The following is a 23,119-nucleotide window of genomic DNA, read 5'->3' as shown; positions in this document are numbered from 1 at the left end:
AGATGAATAATTTTGTATTTTTGCGGACTGCTACAAGCATTTTGACAGCAAAATTACCATTACTTATTATTCATTACCAATATCTATGAAGCCCAGTTTAGCCAAAGGAACCCGAGATTTTTCCGCTCCAGAAATTGCAGGAAGAAGATTTATTACCAATGTTTTACAGAAAAATTTCGAATTGTTTGGGTTTCAACCTTTAGAAACACCAAGTTTTGAAAACCTTTCTACTTTAACCGGAAAATACGGTGAAGAAGGTGATCGCTTAATTTTCAAAATTTTGAATTCTGGTGATTACGCCTCAAAAACAAAAGACGAAGATTGGAATTCCAAAAATTCTCAGAAACTGATTGCTCAAATCTCAGAAAAAGCTTTGCGTTATGATCTAACCGTTCCTTTCGCAAGATTTGTCGCCATGAATCACGGAAAAATTACTTTTCCTTTTAAACGCTATCAAATTCAACCAGTTTGGCGAGCCGACCGTCCACAAAAAGGGCGTTTCCGTGAATTTTATCAGTGTGATGCAGATGTTGTGGGGAGCGAAAGTTTATGGCAGGAAGTAGAGTTGGTGCAACTGTATTTAAAATCTTTTTCAGAATTAAAAATCCCGGTGACTATTCATTTGAATAATCGCAAAATACTTTCTGGTTTAGCAGATTTTGCGGGAATTTCTGAGCAACTAATCGATTTCACCGTAGCTTTAGACAAACTCGATAAAATCGGTAAAGAGGGTGTTGTGAAGGAATTGATAGAAAAAAACATCCCGTTGGAATCCATTGAAAAACTAGATTTTCTTTTTTCTCAAAGCAATAATGCGCTTGAAAATGTGTTGCAGCTGAAAGAAAAATTCCAAGGAAATGAAGCAGGAACAAATGGAGTAGAAGAATTAGAATTTGTTTTGAAAACCTGTCTGGAATTGGGTGTTTCTGAAGAAAATATAAAATTCGACATCACTTTAGCGAGAGGACTCGACTATTATACCGGTGCCATTTTTGAAGTGAAAGCCAACAACGTAGCCATGGGTTCTATCGGCGGTGGCGGAAGATATGATAATTTAACCGAAGTTTTCGGCTTGAAAAATATCCCCGGAATTGGAATTTCTTTTGGTCTCGATCGAATTTATTTGGTGATGGAAGAACTCGGTTTATTCCCTGAAGATTCTATGAAAACCGTGCAGTATCTTTTTGCGAATTATGGCGAAAATGAATCTCTAGGAGCGATGAAAGTGATCGCTTTACTGCGTGAAAAAGGAATTTCAGCAGAACTTTACCCCGAATCAGCAAAACTGAAAAAGCAGTTTACCTACGCCGAGAAAAAGGGAATTTTAAATCTGGTTTTTTTAGGGGAAGAAGAATTGAAAAACAACACGATTACTTTTAAAAATATTAAAACTGGAGAACAAGCCACCGTTACCTTAGAAGAATTTCTGAACGCTTAGAAGTGGAAAAAGAAATTTCTAATGATCTCGTCGGAAAATGGCTGAAAGGTTGGTCTCTATCAAGAAATCTACCTTTGCCAACTGCTTACCGATCCGGTTTTATTGTCGAGGTTAATGATGAAAGGGAAAAATCAGGATATGTGTTTTCTGAGCTTAATGCTGATTTCTTGCATTTAGCAAAAACCACTTCGGAACGGCGCGATTTGGCAATATTATTTTTAGGCGAAACATTAACCTGGAAAACCTCAATGGGAACCGTTTTAATTATAGCTGGAACTTTATTTTTAATCTCGAAGTAAGCGCAGATTATTCCTTCATCCAACTAAAGGGATAAACCCCAAAAGTAAAAATACCTTTTTTGACTATAATTTACGTTTAAGACTACTAAAAAGAGGTCTAAAACATTACAATTGATGTATTAGGCATTAAAATTGAAGTGTTAAACATTGAAATTGATGTATTAAACATTGTAATTGTAGTTTAAGATAATGACGAAGATGTTTTAGACCTTAATTTGGTGGTATTAGATTTATATTTATTAATTTTAATCTCATAAAATCGTTAAATAATGGTTAAAACACATACTTATTTGAAACCTGGTACCCAACCTTATCCGCATATTGGGCAGTTGATTCAGAAAAAACTTCGTGAGTTACACGTTTCGTCGTCTGAAGCAGCAAGAAGAATTGGGGTGAATTCCAGTACGGTACGGGCTTATTACAAACAACCTTCGCTGCAGTTTGGGATCATCTGGAAAAATTGTCGATTGTGCTGAATTATGATTTTCTGTCGGATCTTATCAGCACCTATCCGCCGGATTTCCCGGTAAAAACCAATGAAAAAATGGCCAACCTAGAAAAGGAACTGGAGATTTACAAGGGGCTTTTGAGGAGATAAGACTTTGGGTTGTTTCATTTGGGAGAATTGTTGCTAAATTTGAAGAAGAACGAGCAGTGAAAAATTAAACTATAAAACAGCAATTAGTGACAGTTTATTTATAACAAGAACTTTATTTGTAATCTCGAAATAATGGAAAATTATCTAGACATCAATCGAAAATTATGGAATGCGAAAGTAGATTCACATTTGAAATCTGATTTTTATTTCGTCGATGAATTTATAAAAGGACGAACTTCTTTAAATTCAATCGAATTGGAACTTTTAAAAGAAATCAAAGGCAAAGAAATCCTGCATTTGCAATGTCACTTTGGTCAGGATTCTATTTCGCTCTCCCGAATGGGCGCAAAAGTTACGGGAGTGGATTTATCAGATAAAGCCATCGAAGCGGCAAAAGATCTGGCGCAAAAATGTGGAACAGATACCCAATTCATCATTTCTGATGTCTATGGATTGCCCCATGTTTTAGATCAGAAATTCGACATCGTTTACACAACTTATGGCACCATTGGTTGGCTTCCCGATTTAGAAAAGTGGGCAAAAGTTGTCTCACATTTTTTAAAACCTGGCGGAAAATTAATCTTCGTAGAATTTCATCCAATCGTTTGGATATTCGATAATGACTTCACTTTCGTGAAATACAATTATTTTAACGAAGAGGTGATTGTCGAAACTAATGAAGGCACTTATGCAGACAGAACGGCAAATCTCGCGGATCAGGAAGTCAGCTGGAATCATCCCACCTCAGATGTTTTGACCAGTTTACTCCAAGAAAACCTGCAGCTACAGTCTTTTCGGGAATACAATTGGTCGCCATATCCTTGTTTTCAACACATTGAGGAAACAGAGAAAGGCAAATTTCAAATTTCAAAATTTGGAAATAAAATACCTCTTGTTTTTTCTCTCGTCGCAGAAAAAAAATAAAGCAGGTCGAAAATTGCTTTTAAATCACAAAAATTTGTATCATTGCAAATCTAAAATTCAGACCATACAATCTAAATTGAAGAAAAAGGGGGATTAGCTCATCTGGCTAGAGCGCAACACTGGCAGTGTTGAGGTGGTCGGTTCGATCCCGATATCCTCCACTTTTTACATTTTTAAACCACTGATTTTCAGTGGTTTTTTGTTTTTGTAAAAATTATTTGTCTTGTATTTGTCTTGCAAAAGATAAATTCTCCTAAAAATTCCACAAATTTCCATTTTAGATTTTACTAACAATTAGTAAAATCAAACAGCTTTCAAATTAGCAATTTTCGATTTCAAATTCTTTATTTACTGCCTCAAATTTAAATAATTATTTTTTTAAATATTTATCCATTTTATAGGATTGTATTTTCTTAACATCCTTTAACACTTCCTTGAAACCAGCTAACTCTTTTTTAATAGTATTTAATCCACAAGTACAATGGAATAGTTAAAGTGGTTGCAGAATGAATTCCAAAGCATGAAATTCTGGAGTTTCCAGTCTAATTTTGTCGTGTTCAAATCGAATAAATAGTTGAATTTTCAACTTTTCAATTAATCACAAAATACAAAATTATACTATTATGCAAATTACTTTCGAAACATTACCAATGGCAATTGAAATCCTCATCAAAGAGGTAAGAAGTTTAAAAACGGATATTGATAAAAATAATTCTAAAGACAACGAAGGGAAAGTTGTTGATAGATTAGAAGCACGAAGAATTCTCGGAACGCATGGAAAAAGATTATCTGAAGCACGTTTTGCCCAACTGAAAAATGAAGGACGAATTACCACATACGGTTTTGGTGGCAAACATTTTTACAACGTGGAAGAATTAGAAAGTCTGAAGCGTAAATAAATCTGCCCATCCATTAAAAAGAAATTGATGATGTGAAATTTCATCAAATGTTTAAAGTTTCTTTTAACGATTCCGTATTACCATTAAAACTCCCGAAAAATGAGCAATAAAACTCCCTATTTACGAGTAGGAACGACCTACTACAAAACCATAGAAAAACCATTGATTTCTGGTGATAAAATTTCCATATTAGTTCGATGGAATCGAGAAACTATAATTAGCGATCACGGAAAAACCTACGTTTCTAAAGTACCGAAATATGATGGATTTTGCTGTATTCCAGAGCATTTAGAATACACGCAAATCGTTCAAGGTTTCTATAATATTTACAATGAAATTCCATTTTTACCTTCATCTGGCAAGGAAAATTTTATAGATAGCATTCCATTTTCAATGAATTTTGTGGAGCATATTTTCGGTGAACAACTGGAAATGGGATTGGATTATTTAAAGATTCTACTGCAATTTCCAACACAAATTCTACCGATTTTATGCTTGGTCTCTAAAGAAAGAGTTACTGGAAAAACAACTTTTATTAAGTGGTTAAAAGAAATTTTTGGCTTGAATATGACTTATATCAAAGGAGATTCTTTCGGCAGCCAATTCAATTCCGATTGGGCAGCAATGTTGGTTGTAGCAATTGACGAAGTATTCTTTGATAAAAAAGAAATTACAGAACGATTAAAATATCTATCGACAACCAACAAAGATAAACTAGAAGCCAAAGGAAAAGACCGAGAAGAAGTCGATTTTTTCGCCAAGTTTATTTTGTGTTCCAATAATGAAGAAAATTTTATTCAAATCGATGAAAATGAAATCCGGTTTTGGATTTTAAAGATCAATACAATCAAGACTGAAAACACAGAATTTCTAAAGAATCTCATTTCAGAAATTCCAGATTTTCTTCAGTTTTTAATTGAAAGAAAATTCTCAACTGAAAAGAAAACAAGAATGTGGTTTTCTGCGGATGAAATAAGAACAAAAGCACTACAGAAGTTGGTTTTCAAGAACAATAACAAATTAGAATCGAAAACCTTAGAATTACTATACGAGTTCTTTGAAAGTAATGAGGATGAAGAAATTAGTGTAGTTCCGCAAGACTTACTCAACATGATGAACAAAATGTTTCGCCCAACTTATTGGACGAGAAGCGATATTCGAAATCTACTAAAAGAAACCTGGAAACTGGAGCCGCAAAAAAATGGCTTAACCTACATCAGATACGACATCGATTTTGCAGGAATATTCTATCAAACTAATTCAGTTGGTCGCTATTTCACCATAAAAAAGGATTTTATCCTTAATAAATATGTTGAATTGTTGAATTGATTGATAATGAAAAGAAAATCAAATAGTTAAGTCTCAACAAAGTTCTCAACAAACTTTTATATCCTCAATTTTGTTGAGGGTTTGTTGAGCAATAATACTCAAGTTTGTTGAATTGTTGAGTGTTTGTTGAGGGAGTAAATATAATATAATCAATAAGTTACACGGTTTCCTCAACAATTCAACAAAAAATCTCTCACCGAAACCCCGGAAAATATACAACAATGAATTGCAACCAATTTAATACAATCCCATTGGAAGAAGTCCTACTTGCTATCGGACACCTTCCAACAAAACAAAATGAAAAAGAAGCTTGGTATCTTAATCCATTTGCAACAGAAAACCACGCATCTTTTAAACTCAATAAACGCCTCAATATATGGTATTTATTTTCAGAAGGAATTGGCGGAAACAATATCGATTTTATGAAGAGATATTTAAATACTTCGATAAGCGAGGTTTTAAATTGGGCAGAAAATCAAAATTTTTCTTCTTTTCAAAATCAAAAAACTCCGAACAGAAAATTTGAAAACCCATTAAAAACATACGAAATAACTGAAGTAAAAGAAATTGGGCATCATGCTTTGTTAGAATATTTGAATAGTCGAAAAGTAGAAAATCAAACTGAATATATTAAAGAAATCCATTATCAAATGAATGGTAAAAATTATTTCGGAATAGGTTTTAAAAATGATTCTGATGGTTATGAAATTCGAAATGCATATTCTAAAATTTGTTTGGGTAAAAAAGATATTTCAATCATAAATATTGACTCAAATTCTATCAGGATTTTCGAGGGCTTTTTTGATTTTCTTTCCTTTAAGAATGTTGAGAATTATCTGGAAAAAGAAGCTTCGGATTACCTCATTTTGAATTCAGTTTCTATGATTGCTAAAATTAAAAATACAATTAAAAATTATGAAAAATTAGAACTCTATTTCGATAATGACGAAGCTGGAAATCGAGCCGTTGAAATGATAAAAAGTGAAAACGAAAATGCCGAAGATTGTCGGATTTTGTATTCCGATTTTAAGGACTTAAATGATTGGTTGATTCAAGAAAATCCATCAAATGAAAGACAGTTGAAATACAAAAGAAGGTGAGGAAAATGAACACAGGTAAAATGAGATATAAAAATTATGGAAGATTTCAGCCTGTGTTCTTTTTACGCAGGTGCAACCTAAACCAACCTGTGTAAAATAGATTCAGGTAGAATATGGTTAGATGGTAGTGCAAAAAGTACCCATTGTTTACAATAAGCGTTTCACGCTTTTTATAAAACTGGGATTTTTGATTTCTTCCTATCGTCAGAAATACAATTTACTGTAAATAATAAAATAAAAATTAAAACATGAAAGAAGATTTTTTTAAAAAATTTGTGCAAAGGGCAACCGAGGAAAATGAGCAAAAATTAACTGCTGAAAAAAGAAAAAATCACTTCAAAGATTTAGGTAGAAGAGGTGGTTTGAAAAAGAAATCTGATCCACAATTAACGAGAATAATTTCCTTTAGGATGACTGAAAGTGAATATCAGGTTGAGTTTGAAAAAGCCGAGAAAGTAAAGTTGAAATTATCAACTTTTGCCCGAATGGTTTACCAGGGAAAAGTGCTGAAAATTGATGAATTTAAAACTGATGAAATTTTGTTGGAGTACGGAAATAATTTTAAAAGGATTAAAAATTTATTGCGCCATAGAGAATGGAATATTTTCTCAAATAAAAAGAAAATTATTGTTGAAATCGAAGAAATAATCGAACTCATTCGTCAGTATTTATATTCTAAAAACAAGCAAAAAATAGCGGATGAATAATTCAGCAACAACTAGAATGATCTCTAAAATTGCGCTGGAATATAATGGGAACGATAAAGGAACGGCAATCGCTGCTGCATCTAATTTTCTTTTGAGCAGCAATCCGGAACAACAATACCAGGAAATGAAAACGGTAGCAGACAGAAATTCAAAAGTGAAAAAGTGGGCTTTAACTGGATATATTTCCCCACCTACTGAAAACACAAAGCAATTATCAGATGAAGAATTAACTGAAATTTCAATTGAAGCATTGCAGAAGATTGGAGTTACAGATAGAAATCAATACCGCTTGGATATCCACAACAGCACTAAACAAAAACACATTCATTTTGTGGTCAATAGAATGAATATTCATGGAAAATGTACGGTAAAATCGCGTAAAATTGGTGAAAGATTCGGTGAAGCAGTCCGCCAAATTTGTCAGGAACGAAATCTGAAAACCGATGTAGAAATTGGAATTGAAAAGAAAGCAGAAATGCTAAAAAATCTAATTCAGAGTTTGAAGTGCTCCAATAATTTTGATGAATTAATTTCAGAAATGAGGAAAAGAGGCTTTTTAACTGAACTTTCTAAAAATGAAAAGATTGGAATTTCGGGAATGCGAATTATTCTGGAAAGCGACATCAATCATCAAACCGAACGACAATACAAGCCGGGTTATAAACTTTCGGAGATAACATCAAATCTCAAAATAGCGGAGATCAAGAATATATTTGAGTTAAAAAATTTATTAATTCAGGAATTAAAAACTCAACCCAGTTTAAAAGAATTTCGGGAAAATCTGCATCGGCAAGGATGGGCGATGAAAGTTCAGTATAAAAACGGATTCCGACCCAATCAAATTAATCAAGTTCATGATATCTGGATCAAAAGAGTTGCGACCACAACTTCCAATCAGCAGAAAGATGGTTTCTTTTACAAGAAATACGAGGGATTTTCTCTTTCTGCAATTGATGGTAATTTTCAAAACATTGAAAAATTAATAAATGCTACCGCACAATCATCAGTTTTTCCTGCCAGTAGCAAGAATGAAAATGTATTAGAAATTGCTTTGGAAACAGTTGAAGAACTCCTAAAGCCAAATTACGTTTCACAAGCGGAAGATGAATGGTGGAAAAAGAAGAAAAAATTTAAACGATAAAAAAATATAAAATGGAAAACGATGATCAAATTGAAGAATCAAAATCTGATGGATTTGAACTTTTAGAAAAGGTGATCAGGTCGAACGAAGACAATATAAAATCAAATAATAATAGAATTGAAATTTATTCAAAATTAGCATTTGCATTGGAAGATCACTTAACTATCATGGGTCAGACTCAATTAGATTTTGAAGCGGTTGGCGAGACATATGAAGATGCAATGAAATTTCATGAATTAGAATCTGTAAAAAGAACTGAATTCTTAAAAAATATTCCGACCAAAATCGAAGCATTTCTTGCGCCAGAAACGGTGGAACATTTGGAAAAGATAGATTCAAAAATAAAAGAAATGAAAAGCTTAACATGGTGCGGAATAGGAACGATGATTTTAGGAATTTTAATATTAGTTATTACTATCAACTTTACTACGAATTGGTATAAAGAAAGTATTCGATCAAAAAGTGAAATTAGAGCAGATATTTTAAATGAAATTGCTGATGAAGGGAAAAAAATATATAATGAAAATGAGGTGAAAGCTTTGAGTGAAAATACTAAATTGATGCAATTATGGATTAAGAATAATCCTAAAAAAGCAGAAGATTTTCTGCGATTTAAAGATGGGTATGAGGCGAAGGTTGAAGTAAAATGATCGTTCCGTATACAGTTTTGATTGCTAAATTGATTAATAATTATATATTGATGTCCAGTTTTTTAAATAATAAACTGGACATTTTACTTATGTTTGTTTTTTAATTCTTCACTGATAACCAGTGCTATATTGGACATAATTTTAACAATTTTAAAAATATTATGTTTTTACCTATGATTATTTTTATAGATAGGTTGATAAATATTTGTTCATTATATTGCACACTCGTAAAAATTGACTAACTTTACTTTATTAAAAAATCTAAATTATGGTACCCACAAAGGAAGGACAGATTGTAAAATTTCATTCTCCACTCGCAGATGAAAATCCAGATCAGCAATATGTTGTTTTAGAGATAAAAGAGGATGGCGAAAGATCGCGTGTTGACATTAAGGCTTTAAACACTGGCTTATCTTTCCCTCCTGTTAATACAGTATTGCTTTCAGATTTGGAAGTCATTGAAGTAGATACTTCTGATTTGACCGGACATATAGTAACCATTAATAAATCAGACTTCTCTCAGGTTGTGGGAAAGGTTATAAAGGTGAGCGAACAGAAAATAAATCTTGATCTTTCAAAAGGGATACATGGCGTAGAAACCAATGTGTGGCTTACTATTCTTGATGATAAAGGGAACGAGCATATGGGGACATTATATGTTACTCCCTAGTAATTCATCTACCTGTAATCTTAAAATAAATCATCATGAATATCTATTTAAACGAAGAAGAAAAACTCAAACATCCATACTATAAACTCATGGAATTGCAAGGTGCTGATTTGGAAAATGAATTAAATTCCTGGTCAAGACTTGATTTAATAGAATGGCTCTGTTGGAATGACAGAAATGGTGTGTACCGAGACGAAGATTCCTTGCAGGAGTTTGGAAATACGGTCAGTAAAGAATTAGCGATTGAGATTATTACCAAGCAGATCATTCAGGGTTAAGGAATGAGTAAAACTAATATTCAGTTATCTGATAGCTCAACTGAAAATAATCCCCATGTTTTTCGCTTAGAAATAGGGTTGTCTATCAAACAGATACGTGAAGGCAGAGGATTAACTCAAGAACAGCTGGCTGAACGAATGAGTATAAGCCGTTCTACAATTTCCAAAATAGAAAGTGGCAAGTTTAATTTCAGTATTGATTATCTTTCGCGCTTTGCAGATTTTCTGAATTTTGAAATTATTTTGAAGGAAGGTCAATAGATTCTTTTATTTTTTCTTTTACTTTATTCAAAGTATCATCGATCATAATTTTTTTGAGTTCACACTCCCATACCGTTACCACATTCCATCCTGCTTCTTTTAACAGTAAAATATTGCGGTGGTCTCGTTCCTTGTTCCCCTTAATTTTATCAGTCCAGAATTCCGTTCTGGTTTTAGGAACTACAAAATACCGACAATTCTGATGGCCATGCCAAAAACATCCGTTTACAAAAATTACCGTATTGTATTTTTTCAGAACTATATCTGGTTTTCCAGGCAACTTACGGTCGTTGATTCTATATCTGAAACCATCTCCAAAAAGTAATTTTCTGAGCGAAATCTCTGGTTTGGTGTCTTTCCCTTTTATCTGCTGCATATTATATCTCCTCTGTTCATGCGTGTGACGGTCACTCATTGTTTAAGTATTTAAAATAGTAAATTTATTTAATCTTTTCTTATTGAAACTTACGGTATTTTTAATTATTTTTGACCTCTTTTGGTCAAACTAAAAATAATATGAAGTTACTCGGTGATATTTTAAGACAGTATAGAATAGAAAAAGGAATTTCGCAGAAAGATTTGGCAACTCAAATCGAAGTAGATTATTCTTTTTTGTGTAAAGTTGAAAAAAATGAAAAGAAAATCAGTTTAGATAAGTTAGAGAAAATTGCTGCTTTTATGGAGGTTAATTATGATGATTTAAAAATATGTTTTTATTCTGAAAAAATCTTGAATATTTTTTCTAAAGAATCAAGTTCATTTACTCAGAAAACGTTAAATAAATTAATGGAAAGCTATAATGTATAATTTTGTTGATCTATTTGCTGGTTGTGGTGGATTGAGCGAAGGTTTTTACAGAGAAAATTTTAAGGCATTGGCTCATGTTGAAATTAATAAAACTGCATGTGATACACTCAAGTCAAGAATGAAGTTTTATGGTTATTCTAATTTTGATGATGAAGTTTTGAATGTTGATATAACATATTCAAAAATAAATGATTTAATTGATAATGCAGTTAAAGGACGTGAAGTTGATTTGATAGTTGGCGGTCCGCCTTGCCAAGCTTATTCTTCTCTTGGCCGTGCCCAGGATGACAATGCAATGAAGGATGATCCCAGAAACTATTTATTTGAAAGTTATATCCATGTTTTACATCATTTAAATCCTAAGATTTTTGTATTTGAAAATGTGACCGGTTTACTTTCTGCAAAAATAAATGGTCATAAAATAGTTAATACAATTTTGGAGAAACTTGGAGAAAAATATACTCTTATAGATAATCCTAAAGACATGGTTTTGAACTCCGCAGATTACGGTGTTCCACAGATTAGAAAACGAATAATTATTGTTGGAGTTCGCAAAGATCTTCCTTTTAATGCAAATGAAATTTACTCATCAATAATAAAAACACACAGTGATTTAAAATCGTCAGAAGATAATGTAGAGAAATATGTAACTGTAAAAGAAGCAATTGCTGATCTGCCATTTTTAAAATCTGGAGAAGGGGCTGATGTGACTGAATTTAAGTCAAAAGGGAACAATAGTTTTCTAGATGGAATAATTAACAAGAAATCTAACGTCTTAAGACATCATATTTCACGTAATCTTAACAGTTTAGATGTCGAAAGATATTCGGAAATGAGTAAAAATCATTGGACGTTTACTGAACTTTTGATGAATCGACCAGACTTACAACATCCAAAACAACGAGTTTTTAATAATAGCTATTGTGTTCAATTCTGGGATAAACCAGCACGTACTATTATTGCACATTTGTATAAAGATGGTAATCAGTTTATCCATCCAGATTTTAAACAAGGTCGATCAATCACCCCAAGGGAAGCAGCCCGACTACAATCGTTTCCAGATGACTTTATATTTGAAGGATCACGGACGGAAATTTATAAACAAATTGGTAATGCAGTTCCTGTTTTATTTGCACAAGCAATCGCAAAGGGTTGTAAAAAAGTTTTAGATAAATATGGTATTTAAAAATATAGATCAAATAACTGATAAGAAAGACAAAAGTAAACTGATAGAAAAAATTCAGTTACATATTCGAATTGTTCAATGTCTTTCTGAAATTCATAAAATTGTTTTCGATAAAGTTTCGTCAGATGTTAAATTAAACACTATTTCGAAAATTAAGGATATAGGTATCATTTCAAATGAAGACGATATTATTGTTTTACAAAAATTAATTAATCCCTTATTCATTGATTTTATTAAAAGTGTAAATTTCTCACTTTTGTATCCAAAATTGATAGGTTCCCATTTGGATAAACTTAACAATAAAATAAGATTAGAATATCAAAAAAAGGAAGCGCGTACTAGTAAGCCAACAGTTGTAGATTTTTTTTGTGGTGCGGGAGGCTTAAGTTTGGGATTCGTCAAAGCAGGATATAAAGTTATTTTTGCAAATGATCACGAAGACGTCTGTATCGATACCTATTCTTATAACCACCCTGAAGTCAAAAATACATCTATAGTAAATGGTGATATTAAAGATATAGTCAATAATTTAGAAGATTTTATTAATAAAGACGCTGACATTGTTGTTGGCGGTCCTCCTTGCCAAGGATTTAGTTCAGCTAACCAGCAACGAATTATTGATGACCCTCGGAATGAATTATATAAGTATTTCATTAAAGCAGTAGAAAAACTTTCTCCGAAGTTTGTGGTGATGGAGAATGTTCGAGGAATGCTTCCCTATGCGAATCAAATAAAAGAAGATTATCAAAATATAAAATCATTTAAAGATAATAAGAATTATACTTATGAAATTGATTGTAGAGTATTGACTTCTAATGATTATGGTGTTGCTCAAAAAAGGCACAGATTAATTTTTATTGCAATACGAAAAGACATTGGTTTACAATTTAATGTTAGTCCTTCGGACATTCTGAATAATATTGTATCAACTAAAGATAATAATGAACAGTTTCATCTTTCTGATGCTCTTAATTTCATAAAAGAACTTGAAGCTAATCGGAAAAAAAATACAAACGAATTAGATTCTGAAGTTTCAGGTAAAAAGGTTGAGGTTAATTCGTATACTGGCACGGAAAATAGTTATTTATTATCAATAAATGAAAATAGAACAATGCCCATTATATTCAATCATAAGGCTAGATTTGTGAGTGATTTGAATTTTGATATATATAGACTTCTAAATCAAGGTGACGATGCTACAAATGAAAAAATTGTTCATTTGATGCCTTATGCTCATAGAAACAATGTTTTTAAGGACAAATATTATAAATTAATTGCAGATCGGCCTAGTAGAACTATCACAGCACACTTGCGTATGGATTGCCATTCTCACATTCATCCTTTTCAGGTGCGTAGCATTACTCCCAGAGAAGCAGCTCGTATACAGTCATTTCCTGATGATTATGTTTTTCTTGGTGCCTATTTAAAAACATATATGCAAATTGGTAATGCTGTACCTCCATTAATGGCGAAGGTAATCGCTGAAAACATTATAAAATATTTATAGAAATTTAGGGATTTACTACAAAATATCGGAGATTATAAGTAAATTAACTTTTTTATTTTAATTAAACACAAAATTCTTGAAAAACTATGTCTATTGTAATTGAACAGTTCATCAGAAAGCTGAACAACACCGAATTAAACTCACAAAGTACTAACGATTCATATATTCGTCTATCTAAAGAAATTCAGGACTTCGTACCAGCCGATTTTTTTAAATTTTTAGACTCAAAGCAGGTTTCTGTTATTAATAAAGGAACTAATAAAGAAATTTCTGCAGATAAATGGTTACGGTTTCAATATTATCCTTCTAATAAAGAGTATAGGATTGTCAGTATGACTGAAATCTATGAAGCGTATAATCCCTATCCAGGTGATTTTGTAGTTATCGAAAAAATAACAGATGGTTCACATTTTCATTACGAAGTTTCAATGAAGAAATTGAATAAACTTTCCATGAAGTTTCATAAAAAATCAAGTAGTTTTGAAATCTTAAATTTGTTAGAAGGAAACAATATTACATTATTAGACAAAGATGTCGTTATAAATTATAATGGTAATGACTTTGACAGTAAAATTATTTTTACACAAAGAAGAAAGAAAAGGGAAGATTCTCCAACTGATACTGATTTTTATGAAATTTTAAATGTTCCTGATGAACTTTTAACAGAGATTGACAGAGATTCATTTGTTGAAATTCTTAAAAGAGGATCAAAATTTTATATAAGTGTTGAAAAATCATGGGAGTTTAACAAATTTGAAAGATAAGATGTCAAAAAAATATTTATACAAAGTTTATTCCGGAGTAAACACATTTTCTAATTTTCCAGCAGGTAATGAATTTAGGTTTTCGGCGGAAAATTTTTCACCTCAGATACAAATTCAAATTGGTGATATAATCGTTGCTTATAGTAACCCTGGTACTTTTTGTATTCTTGAAATCACAGGAACTGAAGGTTATAATTTATCAGCAGTTAAAAATCTTGAACTGTTTAAAGAAAAATTTATAAATTTTGACAGCGGTACTTCAATACTTGAATTAACTGAAATAGATTATAGTAATCTACTTGTTGAGCTTTTATTAAAATTTTCTACAATATCACCTGAAGATAATACTGAAAATATATCAACAAGTCAAATAATTTCCTCGTTTGCAAAGTGGTTAAATGCCAAACCAAAGAATAATTATTTTGATAACGATTATATAAAAACTGTTTCTTTCCTTACCAAATTACAAGAAAAATATTCAGAGATATATAGTAAAGATATTTTTGATGTCGACTTTGATGATCTTGATAATTTTATTGAAAAAATAAATACCAACATTTGGGATCAATCAACCGATTTTTGGAGATATAGTGAAGCAGCTTCCAATCATCAGCCAAGAGCAATTCTTAATAAAGATAACTATCAGGCATTTTTAAAAGAATTTAAATATAAAAGAAATCATAATTTTCAGCCGAAAAACACCATTTACTATGGTGCCCCAGGAACAGGCAAATCTTACAGAGTCGATCAGATCATAAAAGATTTAGATCCAAAGTATTTTGAACGGGTAACCTTCCATCCGGACTACGACAACGCTTCTTTTGTTGGTGGTTATAAACCGGTATCACAGAAGAATGAGAAGGGAGATGAAGAAATAGGATATAGATTTGTTCCACAGGCTTTTTCAACAATATACAGCCGCGCATGGCAGGATCCAACCCATCAGTATTATTTGGTGATCGAAGAGATAAACAGGGGGAACTGTGCGGAAATTTTCGGTGAAATATTTCAGTTGTTAGACAGAAATTCAGAATATACAGTAACGCCTTCAAGGGAACTTCGGGAACATCTTCTAAAAGATTTTTCTGACAATCCTGAACATGAAGGAATCAGAAAAGGACTAAAACTACCTTCTAACCTTCATATATTGGCCACGATGAATACTTCGGACCAGTCTTTGTTTCCAATGGATTCTGCCTTTAAAAGGAGATGGGAGTGGGAGTATGTACTGATTTGCTACGATCCGAAAACTGAGGAAGATAGAGACAACCTGTCATTCGGTTACGAGATAGAATTACCCGACGGCACAAAATATAGGTGGATCGATTTCATTTCTAAAATAAATAATAACCACATTAAAAATAATCCGTCCTTAGGAATGGATAAATGTATTGGTAATTATTTTATAAAGCCTGATAGCGGTAATTTTATTTCACTAAAACCATTTATCAGCAAAGTAATCTTTTATTTGTGGAATGATGTTTTTAAGGATGAGGACAATAAAGTATTTGAATCAAACGGATCCTATGAAGATTTCTTTCCAATAGCTTCTGCAGGAGTTACTAAAGTGAAAGAATTATTTGAGAGAATTGAGCTGTCTCCGATTTCTGTGTATGCTGAAAGAGATGAAGAATATCAATTGGGGCAGGTTGCAGAAGAAAATCAAACCGTTGAAAACTAAGCGATGCATATCCTTATAGAAGGTGAAAATTACCAGGAAGAAGTACTGCAGAGTTTGTTTGATGATCCCAAGTTTTACAAAGTAAACGGCTTGGAAGCTACGCTTACGTCCGTAGGTTATTATCATTCTTTTGAAAAAAACAGATTGGTATTTATGTTGCCAAAAGTTTTTATGATGGATGGGGAACAGACGGTGTTGGGAACAACTAAAGATGAATTAATAGATTTAATAAAAGCAGAATCGGTAAAGCACAGAACAGAATATAACTGGGTGCGGCAATTGTCTGTCTATTTCTATAACAGTCTTTTAGAATACAGAAAAAGATGTTCGAACACTTCCATAATCCACAAATCTGAGACCTTTGAACTTAATACCAACATCGGTACGAAAGACTATTCTTATTTGGATATTTTCTTGAGTTTCGTCAACTTTTATAAGAAGAATAAACAGCAAATATTATTTAAACACATTCAGTTTGTTTCAAGTCAGGCAAGAAAACCAAAATGGGAAAAAACCGTAAGGAAATCCCTGCCCATCATTGTAAACGGTAATTCACCGGTTTATATCGAAATTTCAAATAGGAAAAAAGTGATTAATACAGAAGAGGAGTTACTTACTTATTTCTTCAGTATTTTGAATCACCTGAACACAGAACATCACCTGAATCTTAAAATAGATAAATCTTACCGTATTATAACCGGTAAAACTTTTGAATTACTTTGTACAAATGGATTATCACGTCTTAGAAAAATAAAATACCGCTATTTCAGTGATGTGTTAAAAAGGATGTATGGTTTATGCGAAATGTATTTTTCACAGTTTGATACTAGCAGCATTAAAAGAAAAAGAGAAGATTTCATGGCAATCTCCAATTACAATCTTGTATTTGAAGATATGGTGGATAAATTATTCTCAGATGAACTTAAAACCTACGAAGTAGAAGGCATTACAATTGATAAGCTGAAACATAATGATGATGGTAAGATAATAGATCACATTTACGATTACCAATCGCTTATTGACACCAGTGATATTTTCTACATTGGAGATTCCAAATATTATAAATCCAATAGCGAAGCAGGTAAAGTTTCGAAATATAAACAGTTTACCTATGCAAAAAATGTGATACAGTTTAATATTGATTTATTGAACAGAGATGGAGAGCAGAAGTTGACACCTTTGCGTTATAGAGATAAATTGACAGAAGGATATAATATTTCACCAAACTTCTTCATTTATGGATATATCGATGATATTTCTGATTATGATAATGATAAGGTAGAACGAAGAGGCAATCCAGTTTCATCATTTCACTTCCCCGACAGACTTTTCGACCGCGACACCCTTTTTGTTCACCAGTATAAAATAAATTTTCTCTATGTCTTGAAGTCTTATACAGCTTTTAACAATGCAGAGATTGAAAAATTCAGAACACAGATTAAAGTAAGATTCAGACAGAATTTTCTTGCATTTTTCAATGACAAGAATCAATGCTCCTTTGAATTTTATGAATGTACTTTGCCGGAAGATGAGCATAGGGATTTTGTTGAAAGGAATTTCCGAAAAATGAATGGCAAATGTTTCAGAACAATAGATGATAGGTTAATACTTGCAAAAAGTTTTGGTGATAATTCCCTGACAGAGATATTGACTAATTTTAAAAAAGTTTGGGGTTTAATATGAAAACAGATATGACTGATAAATCAGATTGTAGTTTAATTCATCACTTTTGAAATTTTATATGATCAGCGAACTTTCTTCTTTACCCCTAAATATACTGTGGTTGCTGATTGTTACAAAACCGTAGATGCAGAAGGTGGGAGGAATATGATGGGGAGGAGTGAAAAACTTTGCCATAGTTTAAAAGGAAGTAACTCAAAATCTGAAAAAAATTATAAAAAAGTGAAATTATGTTAGAATTTGCAGAAAATTTTTCAGGATACCCTCCGGTAATTTGGACAAGAAAATTAAATCCAATATATCGCATTTTGCGTAAAAGAGAGCAAATAGAGGATTTTTTTGTAAATGGTAATATTTATCTCTCTTGCTTTAATAAATTCAAATTAAATAAGGACGAAATGCAAGGCGACATTAGTGAAGGTCAATCCTTAATTGGAGGATTTAATAAAGAGGGCGGAACTAATCATATATTTTTTGAAACAGGGATGAATGCTTATGTGCTATGTGGCACCAATGTAATAACACCAAAAGTTAAAAATGATTTTTCTGGGGAAGGTGCAATAAAAATTAAAAATTCTGAAATGTTTGGAATCGAAATAGCAAAAAAATTAAGTAATGTTACTTATGGATTAGAAGGTGATTGCATCTATGGAGATTCAAAACTACAATTGTTGAAAGATGAATCTAAAGAAAACTTACTTTTTCAAAACATTGATTTTACAAACACCCAAAATATTCAAGAGCAAGTTGCTTTACTTTCAAGAGGTTTGGAAATGTTTATGAAATATAAAAAATATGAACATCAACAAGAGCATCGTTTTCTTTGGTTAACTGATGAGAATATTGAAGACGGTATAGTTTTAAATTGTCCAGAAGCAATAAAGTATTGTGAAGAAATTATTTTTTAAATATTTTAAGGTAAAAAATATTGAAAAGTTATTTGCTGAAAGAGTATTAATACATCAGAATAATTAAAAAAAACAGCATAATGAAATTAAAATCAATTAAATTAAAAAACTTTAGAAGTTATAAAGATGAATTGTCAATAGATATTGAGGATTTAACTGTTTTTGTAGGTAAAAATGATATTGGAAAATCAACAGTTTTAGAAGCATTAGACATATTTTTTAATGATGGAAAAGGAACAATCAAAATAGATAAAGATGATGTTAATAAAAGTGCATTGTTAGAGGGAGATAATGATATTTTTATTTCGGTCATTTTTGATGATTTACCTGCAAGAATTATTATAGATTCAACAAATGAAACTACTTTTCAAGACGAATATTTATTAAATTCAGATGGCTTTCTTGAAATAATTAAAAAATATCCGAATGGAGGTTCATCGAAAGTTTTTATTAATGCATACCATCCCTTAAATTCTAATTGTGCAGATTTATTAATTAAGAAAAATACAGACTACAGGAAAATAATTCAACAACATAATATAGAATGTGAAAACCAAAATCTAAATGCTACAATGAGGAAATCAATTTGGCAATTTTTTTCTGATGATTTACAGTTGCAAGAAATAACCATTGATACTTCTAAAGAAGATGCTAAAAATATCTGGGAAAAAATTCAAAATTATCTTCCTCAATATTCTTTATTTCAATCAGACAGAAAAAATAGTGATAATGACAGCGAAGTTCAAGATCCCTTAAAAGAAGCAGTAAAAGAAATTTTGGCGGATGAAGATATAACGGCAATGTTTGAAACAATATCTCAAAAGGTTTCAACTCGGTTGGCAGAAGTTTCAAATAATACTTTAGAGAAATTGAGAGAAATGAATCCAGATATTGCTTCATCACTTAATCCTATAATACCAAATTCTTCTTCGTTAAAGTGGGCAGATGTATTCAAAAGTGTTTCCATAACAGGAGATGATAGTATTCCAATAAATAAAAGAGGTAGTGGAGTGAAAAGATTAATACTCTTAAATTTTTTCCGCGCAGAAGCAGAAAGAAGACTTCGTTCAGGGAATCAACAATCAATTATCTATGCAATTGAAGAACCTGAAACATCTCAACATACAGATCATCAAAAAATTTTAATCAAAGCATTTAAAGAATTAGCACTCTCTTCAAAAACGCAAGTTTTGCTTACCACTCATAGTTCAGTAGTTGTAAAAGGTTTAAATTTCAGTGATTTGAGATTTGTTTGTTTAGATGGTAATGACTGCAAAACTGTTAAAACTGTTGAACCAAATCAATTACCATATCCGTCGTTAAATGAAATAAACTACATTGCTTTTAATGATTTAACAGAAGAATATCACAATGAGCTTTTTGGATTTATTGAAGGTGAAGGTAATTTACTGGATTTTACAGCTGGAAAACCAACAATGTTGTATAATAGATTAAAGCCCAACGGTACAGTTAACCCAGAGCAGCATATTTTAACGCAATATATTAGGCACCAAATTCATCATCCAGAGAATTTTCATAATCCTAGATTTACTTTTGAACAATTAATTGAATCCACTGATTTGATGAGAAATTATATTAATAATAATTAAAACAATAATCTAATTATTGTTTTTTAATATTTTATTATGGATGTGGAATTATCGTTGAAGTTTTGGAAACCACAAAATTATTCAGTAATTATTCAGAAGAACAGAAAATTCCTTTAAAAGTCATTGACAATATTGAATCAGAATTTATTTTAACTGAATTTTTCATTTAAATAAAACGATTGGTTAGGGTTATAATTTTTTTTTTGAAAATTAGATTTTTAATAATTTTGAAAAAGGTTTTTCAGTTTAATCATCTTTGCTTTAGATGATGGTGCAACTATGAATATCAAGAAGATTTAAGAAACTGAAGTGGTGAAATTGTGAATGATAAATAACGCGTTAGAATCAATATTACTATTTATTTCGTTATATTTCATACATTAAAATACAACTGAAATAAGTAAAAATCCCTATGAAAACCTACGAAGAAGAATTCGGTCGATGCATTTGGTTGAGCATCAAACAAGAATAAATTAGAATGGATTTACAAGATTTAGGTCCAGATTTCGAGTATGAAAGAAGTGCGACAGCTAATGATGCTTCTGGACTTTGCAAAGCTATGAATGCGAATCTCTATCTTCGAGATCACATTTAAGTTTTGATGGATAATAAAAATAATGGTTTTAATTTGTTTGCAGATTTTCTAAATGAGCATAAAATTCATTATGAATACTTTTCTGGGTGAAACCTTTGAATCAATTTATCAATAAAGCGGATTGCAACAATATGCTGGAAACACTAAATTTATGCAAATTTAGTGTTTCCATTTAACATGAAAAGGAATCTATAAAATTTGTCGCAAATATTTCCTAAATTTGCGACAGGATAATTTAAATATTGTAGTGGAAAGCATTGATATTAAAATACTTGAAAAAATTAAAAAAGCGAAGAGGGGTTCGCTTTTTTATACCGAAGATTTTCTGTCTTTTGGGAACTATAAAGCCGTTTCTAAAGCATTAGAACGTTTAGTGAATGAGGAACAACTTTCTAGAGTTTCTCGTGGTATTTTCGCTATTTTAGAGAAAGATCCTCATTTGGGTGAAGTGTTTCCAACTGCAGAAAAGATTGCTGAATCTATCAGGAAAAGAGATAAAGCCCGGATTATTCCTACTGGTACTTTAGCGCTGAATGCTTTAGGGTTATCAACTCAAATTCCAACGAATTTAGTTTATTTAACTGATGGGTCAGCAAGAACAATAAAAGTCGGAAACAGAACAATAGTTTTTAAAAAAGCAAGTCCTAAAAACCTTTCGGCAATTGGTTCTATAAGTGGAATTGTTATTCAAGCATTGAAAGAAATTGGAAAAGAAAATGTAACAGAAATTGAAATTCAAACGATATTAAATCATTTAGAAAAAGAGGAATCTTATCGTTTAGAACATGATATTAAATTGGCTCCTGAATGGATTAGAATTATTATGCGTAAAGCTTTAAATGAGACAAATGAAAAATAAATTTCTAAGCCTACCAGAACAAACTAGAATCAATGCATTTAACCAAATTGCTGAAAAAAAAGGAATTTCGCCATTTGCAGTTGAAAAGGATTGGTGGGTTACACAAAGTTTATCTATAATATTTGAAATGGAGGAAGCACCTTTTTTAGTTTTTAAGGGAGGGACTTCATTAAGTAAGTCATGGAATTTAATTCAACGGTTTTCGGAGGATATAGATTTAGCAATAGACCGAGAATTTTTAGGGTTCTCTGAAATTCCAAAAAGAAAAACTAATCTCCGAAAAAAGTCCGGAAAATTCGTTTCAGAAGAGTTTTATCCAAAGTTGCAAAAACGCTTTAATGAAAAGGGTATTGGTGAGGATGTTCGTTTTACTTTAGAAGAAGCACAGTCATCAGATCAAGATCCAAGAATCATTAATATTTACTATCCAACTTTAATAGTTGCGATAGGATACATGAATCCTAGAGTCCAGATAGAAGTTGGTTGTAGGTCATTGAAAGACCCATATTCAAACTGTTTAGTTTCATCATTTATTGATGAGGAATATAAAAATTTGGATTTTTCTGAATTAGCTTTTAATGTTCCATCAGTTAATCCTGAAAGAACATTTCTAGAGAAAATTTTTCTACTTCATGAAGAGTTTCAAAAACCTTTTGAAAAAATAAGAGTTAATCGACTGAGCAGACATCTCTACGATATTTATTCATTATATCATTCGGAATTTAAAGATAAGGCACTACAAGATAAAGAGCTTTATCAAACTATTGTTCAGCATAGAATTGAGTTCACCAAAATAGCAGGTGTTGATTATAGTCTTCACACCCCTAAAACGATCAATCCCATTCCTCCAGATGAAATTATCAAACAATGGGAACGTGATTATGAAACAATGAAGTCCGAAATGCTATATAGTGAATATCGTCCAGATTTTTCTGAAATTATTAAAACTTTGGAAAAGTTGAAATTGGAAATTAATTCCTTAGGCTGGGATAAGTTTTCTTAAAAAATAATTCTTTAGTAGAAAATTGTACCATCTAAAAAAAATAGAAAAGCGAAGAGGGGGTTCGCTTTTTTATACAGAATATTTCAAAATGTGTTTTCGGAAAACGAGCTGGTTCAAGAAGCAACATTTCGGAAATTCCGACACATCATTTAAAAAGGTTCTGTAGTTGAGAAAATACATACCTCCGAATTAACTTTGTACAATTTAACTGTCATGGTTTATCTG

Annotated in this window: 24 protein-coding genes and 1 tRNA gene; 24 read left to right on the top strand and 1 reads right to left on the bottom strand. The window is 31.5% G+C overall.

All coding sequences use genetic code 11. The features are described from left to right. The first annotated feature begins 85 nt into the window (after positions 1-85). The 14 genes from hisS to BW932_RS13405 all read left to right on the top strand — a co-directional run bounded on the left by hisS (position 86) and on the right by BW932_RS13405 (position 10,294). A complete protein-coding gene (gene hisS, locus BW932_RS13470) occupies positions 86-1,438 on the top strand; it encodes a histidine--tRNA ligase (protein WP_076388464.1) in 1,353 nt (450 codons plus the stop codon). 2 nt (positions 1,439-1,440) lie between these two features. After that, positions 1,441-1,737, top strand: coding sequence for a hypothetical protein (locus BW932_RS13465; protein ID WP_076388462.1), 297 nt, complete (start codon positions 1,441-1,443; stop codon positions 1,735-1,737). Between the two features lie 269 nt (positions 1,738-2,006). Next, positions 2,007-2,213 carry a helix-turn-helix domain-containing protein gene (locus tag BW932_RS13460; RefSeq protein WP_076388460.1) on the top strand — a complete coding sequence of 69 codons (207 nt, stop codon included), beginning with the start codon at positions 2,007-2,009 and terminating at the stop codon, positions 2,211-2,213. Between the two features lie 254 nt (positions 2,214-2,467). Next, entirely contained in the window at positions 2,468-3,259 is a 792-nt protein-coding gene (locus tag BW932_RS13455) for a class I SAM-dependent methyltransferase (protein ID WP_076388458.1), read from the top strand. 87 nt (positions 3,260-3,346) lie between these two features. Continuing rightward, positions 3,347-3,420 (top strand) — tRNA-Ala (locus tag BW932_RS13450). A 462-nt stretch (positions 3,421-3,882) separates the two neighbouring features. After that, a complete protein-coding gene (locus tag BW932_RS13445; RefSeq protein WP_034716917.1) occupies positions 3,883-4,158 on the top strand; it encodes a hypothetical protein in 276 nt (91 codons plus the stop codon). A gap of 99 nt (positions 4,159-4,257) precedes the next feature. Then, positions 4,258-5,487, top strand: coding sequence for a primase-helicase family protein (locus BW932_RS13440; RefSeq protein ID WP_076388456.1), 1,230 nt, complete (start codon positions 4,258-4,260; stop codon positions 5,485-5,487). 221 nt (positions 5,488-5,708) lie between these two features. Beyond that, positions 5,709-6,587 (top strand): toprim domain-containing protein, encoded by an 879-nt coding sequence (locus BW932_RS13435; protein ID WP_076388454.1) that lies wholly within the window; start codon positions 5,709-5,711, stop codon positions 6,585-6,587. Between the two features lie 248 nt (positions 6,588-6,835). After that, positions 6,836-7,294: a plasmid mobilization protein gene (locus BW932_RS13430; RefSeq protein ID WP_076388452.1), complete on the top strand. Its 459-nt coding sequence runs from the start codon at positions 6,836-6,838 to the stop codon at positions 7,292-7,294. After that, entirely contained in the window at positions 7,287-8,435 is a 1,149-nt protein-coding gene (locus BW932_RS13425) for a relaxase/mobilization nuclease domain-containing protein (RefSeq protein ID WP_076388450.1), read from the top strand. Before BW932_RS13430 ends, BW932_RS13425 begins: the two co-directional genes overlap by 8 nt. An 11-nt stretch (positions 8,436-8,446) precedes the next feature. Further along, a complete protein-coding gene (locus BW932_RS13420; RefSeq protein ID WP_076388448.1) occupies positions 8,447-9,085 on the top strand; it encodes a hypothetical protein in 639 nt (212 codons plus the stop codon). Positions 9,086-9,353: 268 nt separating this feature from the next. Next, a complete protein-coding gene (locus BW932_RS13415; protein WP_076388446.1) occupies positions 9,354-9,755 on the top strand; it encodes a hypothetical protein in 402 nt (133 codons plus the stop codon). A 35-nt stretch (positions 9,756-9,790) separates the two neighbouring features. Further along, a complete protein-coding gene (locus tag BW932_RS13410) occupies positions 9,791-10,033 on the top strand; it encodes a hypothetical protein (protein WP_076388444.1) in 243 nt (80 codons plus the stop codon). A gap of 3 nt (positions 10,034-10,036) precedes the next feature. Beyond that, positions 10,037-10,294, top strand: coding sequence for a helix-turn-helix domain-containing protein (locus tag BW932_RS13405; protein WP_076388442.1), 258 nt, complete (start codon positions 10,037-10,039; stop codon positions 10,292-10,294). Here BW932_RS13405 and BW932_RS13400 read toward each other — a convergent pair. Next, entirely contained in the window at positions 10,272-10,709 is a 438-nt protein-coding gene (locus BW932_RS13400; protein WP_076388440.1) for a very short patch repair endonuclease, read from the bottom strand. The two genes, BW932_RS13405 and BW932_RS13400, sit on opposite strands and share 23 nt — an antisense overlap. Positions 10,710-10,810: 101 nt before the next feature. Here BW932_RS13400 and BW932_RS13395 point away from each other — a divergent pair, with 101 nt between their 5' ends. The 10 genes from BW932_RS13395 (at position 10,811) to BW932_RS13350 (ending at position 22,894) form a co-directional block, all read left to right on the top strand. Then, positions 10,811-11,101 (top strand): helix-turn-helix domain-containing protein, encoded by a 291-nt coding sequence (locus BW932_RS13395; RefSeq protein ID WP_076388438.1) that lies wholly within the window; start codon positions 10,811-10,813, stop codon positions 11,099-11,101. Beyond that, positions 11,094-12,287: a DNA cytosine methyltransferase gene (locus BW932_RS13390; RefSeq protein ID WP_076388436.1), complete on the top strand. Its 1,194-nt coding sequence runs from the start codon at positions 11,094-11,096 to the stop codon at positions 12,285-12,287. Before BW932_RS13395 ends, BW932_RS13390 begins: the two co-directional genes overlap by 8 nt. Next, positions 12,277-13,794, top strand: a complete 1,518-nt coding sequence (locus tag BW932_RS13385; protein ID WP_076388434.1) for a DNA cytosine methyltransferase — start codon at positions 12,277-12,279, stop codon at positions 13,792-13,794. Before BW932_RS13390 ends, BW932_RS13385 begins: the two co-directional genes overlap by 11 nt. An 86-nt stretch (positions 13,795-13,880) precedes the next feature. Next, positions 13,881-14,558, top strand: coding sequence for a hypothetical protein (locus tag BW932_RS13380; RefSeq protein ID WP_076388432.1), 678 nt, complete (start codon positions 13,881-13,883; stop codon positions 14,556-14,558). A gap of 1 nt (position 14,559) precedes the next feature. Next, the gene (locus tag BW932_RS13375) at positions 14,560-16,239 is read left to right on the top strand and encodes an McrB family protein (RefSeq protein WP_076388430.1); all 1,680 of its coding nucleotides are present in this window, start codon (positions 14,560-14,562) and stop codon (positions 16,237-16,239) included. A 3-nt stretch (positions 16,240-16,242) separates the two neighbouring features. Further along, on the top strand, positions 16,243-17,922 hold the full coding sequence (locus BW932_RS13370; protein ID WP_076388428.1) for a hypothetical protein: 1,680 nt from the start codon (positions 16,243-16,245) through the stop codon (positions 17,920-17,922). A gap of 227 nt (positions 17,923-18,149) precedes the next feature. Continuing rightward, a complete protein-coding gene (locus tag BW932_RS13365) occupies positions 18,150-18,827 on the top strand; it encodes a hypothetical protein (RefSeq protein WP_076388426.1) in 678 nt (225 codons plus the stop codon). A gap of 80 nt (positions 18,828-18,907) precedes the next feature. Continuing rightward, the gene (locus tag BW932_RS13360; RefSeq protein ID WP_076388424.1) at positions 18,908-20,437 is read left to right on the top strand and encodes an ATP-binding protein; all 1,530 of its coding nucleotides are present in this window, start codon (positions 18,908-18,910) and stop codon (positions 20,435-20,437) included. An 842-nt stretch (positions 20,438-21,279) separates the two neighbouring features. Further along, positions 21,280-21,891 carry a DUF6088 family protein gene (locus BW932_RS13355; RefSeq protein ID WP_076388502.1) on the top strand — a complete coding sequence of 204 codons (612 nt, stop codon included), beginning with the start codon at positions 21,280-21,282 and terminating at the stop codon, positions 21,889-21,891. After that, positions 21,881-22,894: a nucleotidyl transferase AbiEii/AbiGii toxin family protein gene (locus tag BW932_RS13350; protein WP_076388422.1), complete on the top strand. Its 1,014-nt coding sequence runs from the start codon at positions 21,881-21,883 to the stop codon at positions 22,892-22,894. The genes BW932_RS13355 and BW932_RS13350 overlap by 11 nt, the downstream gene beginning before the upstream one ends. Positions 22,895-23,119: the final 225 nt, after the last annotated feature.

The organism is Kaistella chaponensis, assembly GCF_900156725.1.
Classification (GTDB): domain Bacteria; phylum Bacteroidota; class Bacteroidia; order Flavobacteriales; family Weeksellaceae; genus Kaistella; species Kaistella chaponensis.
Note: the sequence above shows the minus strand (reverse complement) of the source record. Positions and strands in the feature narration are given on the sequence as shown.

What these genes read in the sequence shown, in the direction of transcription:
- hisS (WP_076388464.1), top strand. Translation starts at nt 86, where the DNA reads ATGAAGCCCAGTTTAGCCAAAGGAACCCGAGATTTTTCCGCTCCAGAA.
- BW932_RS13460 (WP_076388460.1), top strand. Translation starts at nt 2,007, where the DNA reads ATGGTTAAAACACATACTTATTTGAAACCTGGTACCCAACCTTATCCG.
- BW932_RS13455 (WP_076388458.1), top strand. Translation starts at nt 2,468, where the DNA reads ATGGAAAATTATCTAGACATCAATCGAAAATTATGGAATGCGAAAGTA.
- BW932_RS13445 (WP_034716917.1), top strand. Translation starts at nt 3,883, where the DNA reads ATGCAAATTACTTTCGAAACATTACCAATGGCAATTGAAATCCTCATC.
- BW932_RS13440 (WP_076388456.1), top strand. Translation starts at nt 4,258, where the DNA reads ATGAGCAATAAAACTCCCTATTTACGAGTAGGAACGACCTACTACAAA.
- BW932_RS13435 (WP_076388454.1), top strand. Translation starts at nt 5,709, where the DNA reads ATGAATTGCAACCAATTTAATACAATCCCATTGGAAGAAGTCCTACTT.
- BW932_RS13430 (WP_076388452.1), top strand. Translation starts at nt 6,836, where the DNA reads ATGAAAGAAGATTTTTTTAAAAAATTTGTGCAAAGGGCAACCGAGGAA.
- BW932_RS13425 (WP_076388450.1), top strand. Translation starts at nt 7,287, where the DNA reads ATGAATAATTCAGCAACAACTAGAATGATCTCTAAAATTGCGCTGGAA.
- BW932_RS13420 (WP_076388448.1), top strand. Translation starts at nt 8,447, where the DNA reads ATGGAAAACGATGATCAAATTGAAGAATCAAAATCTGATGGATTTGAA.
- BW932_RS13415 (WP_076388446.1), top strand. Translation starts at nt 9,354, where the DNA reads ATGGTACCCACAAAGGAAGGACAGATTGTAAAATTTCATTCTCCACTC.
- BW932_RS13410 (WP_076388444.1), top strand. Translation starts at nt 9,791, where the DNA reads ATGAATATCTATTTAAACGAAGAAGAAAAACTCAAACATCCATACTAT.
- BW932_RS13405 (WP_076388442.1), top strand. Translation starts at nt 10,037, where the DNA reads ATGAGTAAAACTAATATTCAGTTATCTGATAGCTCAACTGAAAATAAT.
- BW932_RS13400 (WP_076388440.1), bottom strand. Translation starts at nt 10,709, where the DNA reads ATGAGTGACCGTCACACGCATGAACAGAGGAGATATAATATGCAGCAG.
- BW932_RS13395 (WP_076388438.1), top strand. Translation starts at nt 10,811, where the DNA reads ATGAAGTTACTCGGTGATATTTTAAGACAGTATAGAATAGAAAAAGGA.
- BW932_RS13390 (WP_076388436.1), top strand. Translation starts at nt 11,094, where the DNA reads ATGTATAATTTTGTTGATCTATTTGCTGGTTGTGGTGGATTGAGCGAA.
- BW932_RS13385 (WP_076388434.1), top strand. Translation starts at nt 12,277, where the DNA reads ATGGTATTTAAAAATATAGATCAAATAACTGATAAGAAAGACAAAAGT.
- BW932_RS13380 (WP_076388432.1), top strand. Translation starts at nt 13,881, where the DNA reads ATGTCTATTGTAATTGAACAGTTCATCAGAAAGCTGAACAACACCGAA.
- BW932_RS13375 (WP_076388430.1), top strand. Translation starts at nt 14,560, where the DNA reads ATGTCAAAAAAATATTTATACAAAGTTTATTCCGGAGTAAACACATTT.
- BW932_RS13370 (WP_076388428.1), top strand. Translation starts at nt 16,243, where the DNA reads ATGCATATCCTTATAGAAGGTGAAAATTACCAGGAAGAAGTACTGCAG.
- BW932_RS13365 (WP_076388426.1), top strand. Translation starts at nt 18,150, where the DNA reads ATGTTAGAATTTGCAGAAAATTTTTCAGGATACCCTCCGGTAATTTGG.
- BW932_RS13360 (WP_076388424.1), top strand. Translation starts at nt 18,908, where the DNA reads ATGAAATTAAAATCAATTAAATTAAAAAACTTTAGAAGTTATAAAGAT.
- BW932_RS13350 (WP_076388422.1), top strand. Translation starts at nt 21,881, where the DNA reads ATGAAAAATAAATTTCTAAGCCTACCAGAACAAACTAGAATCAATGCA.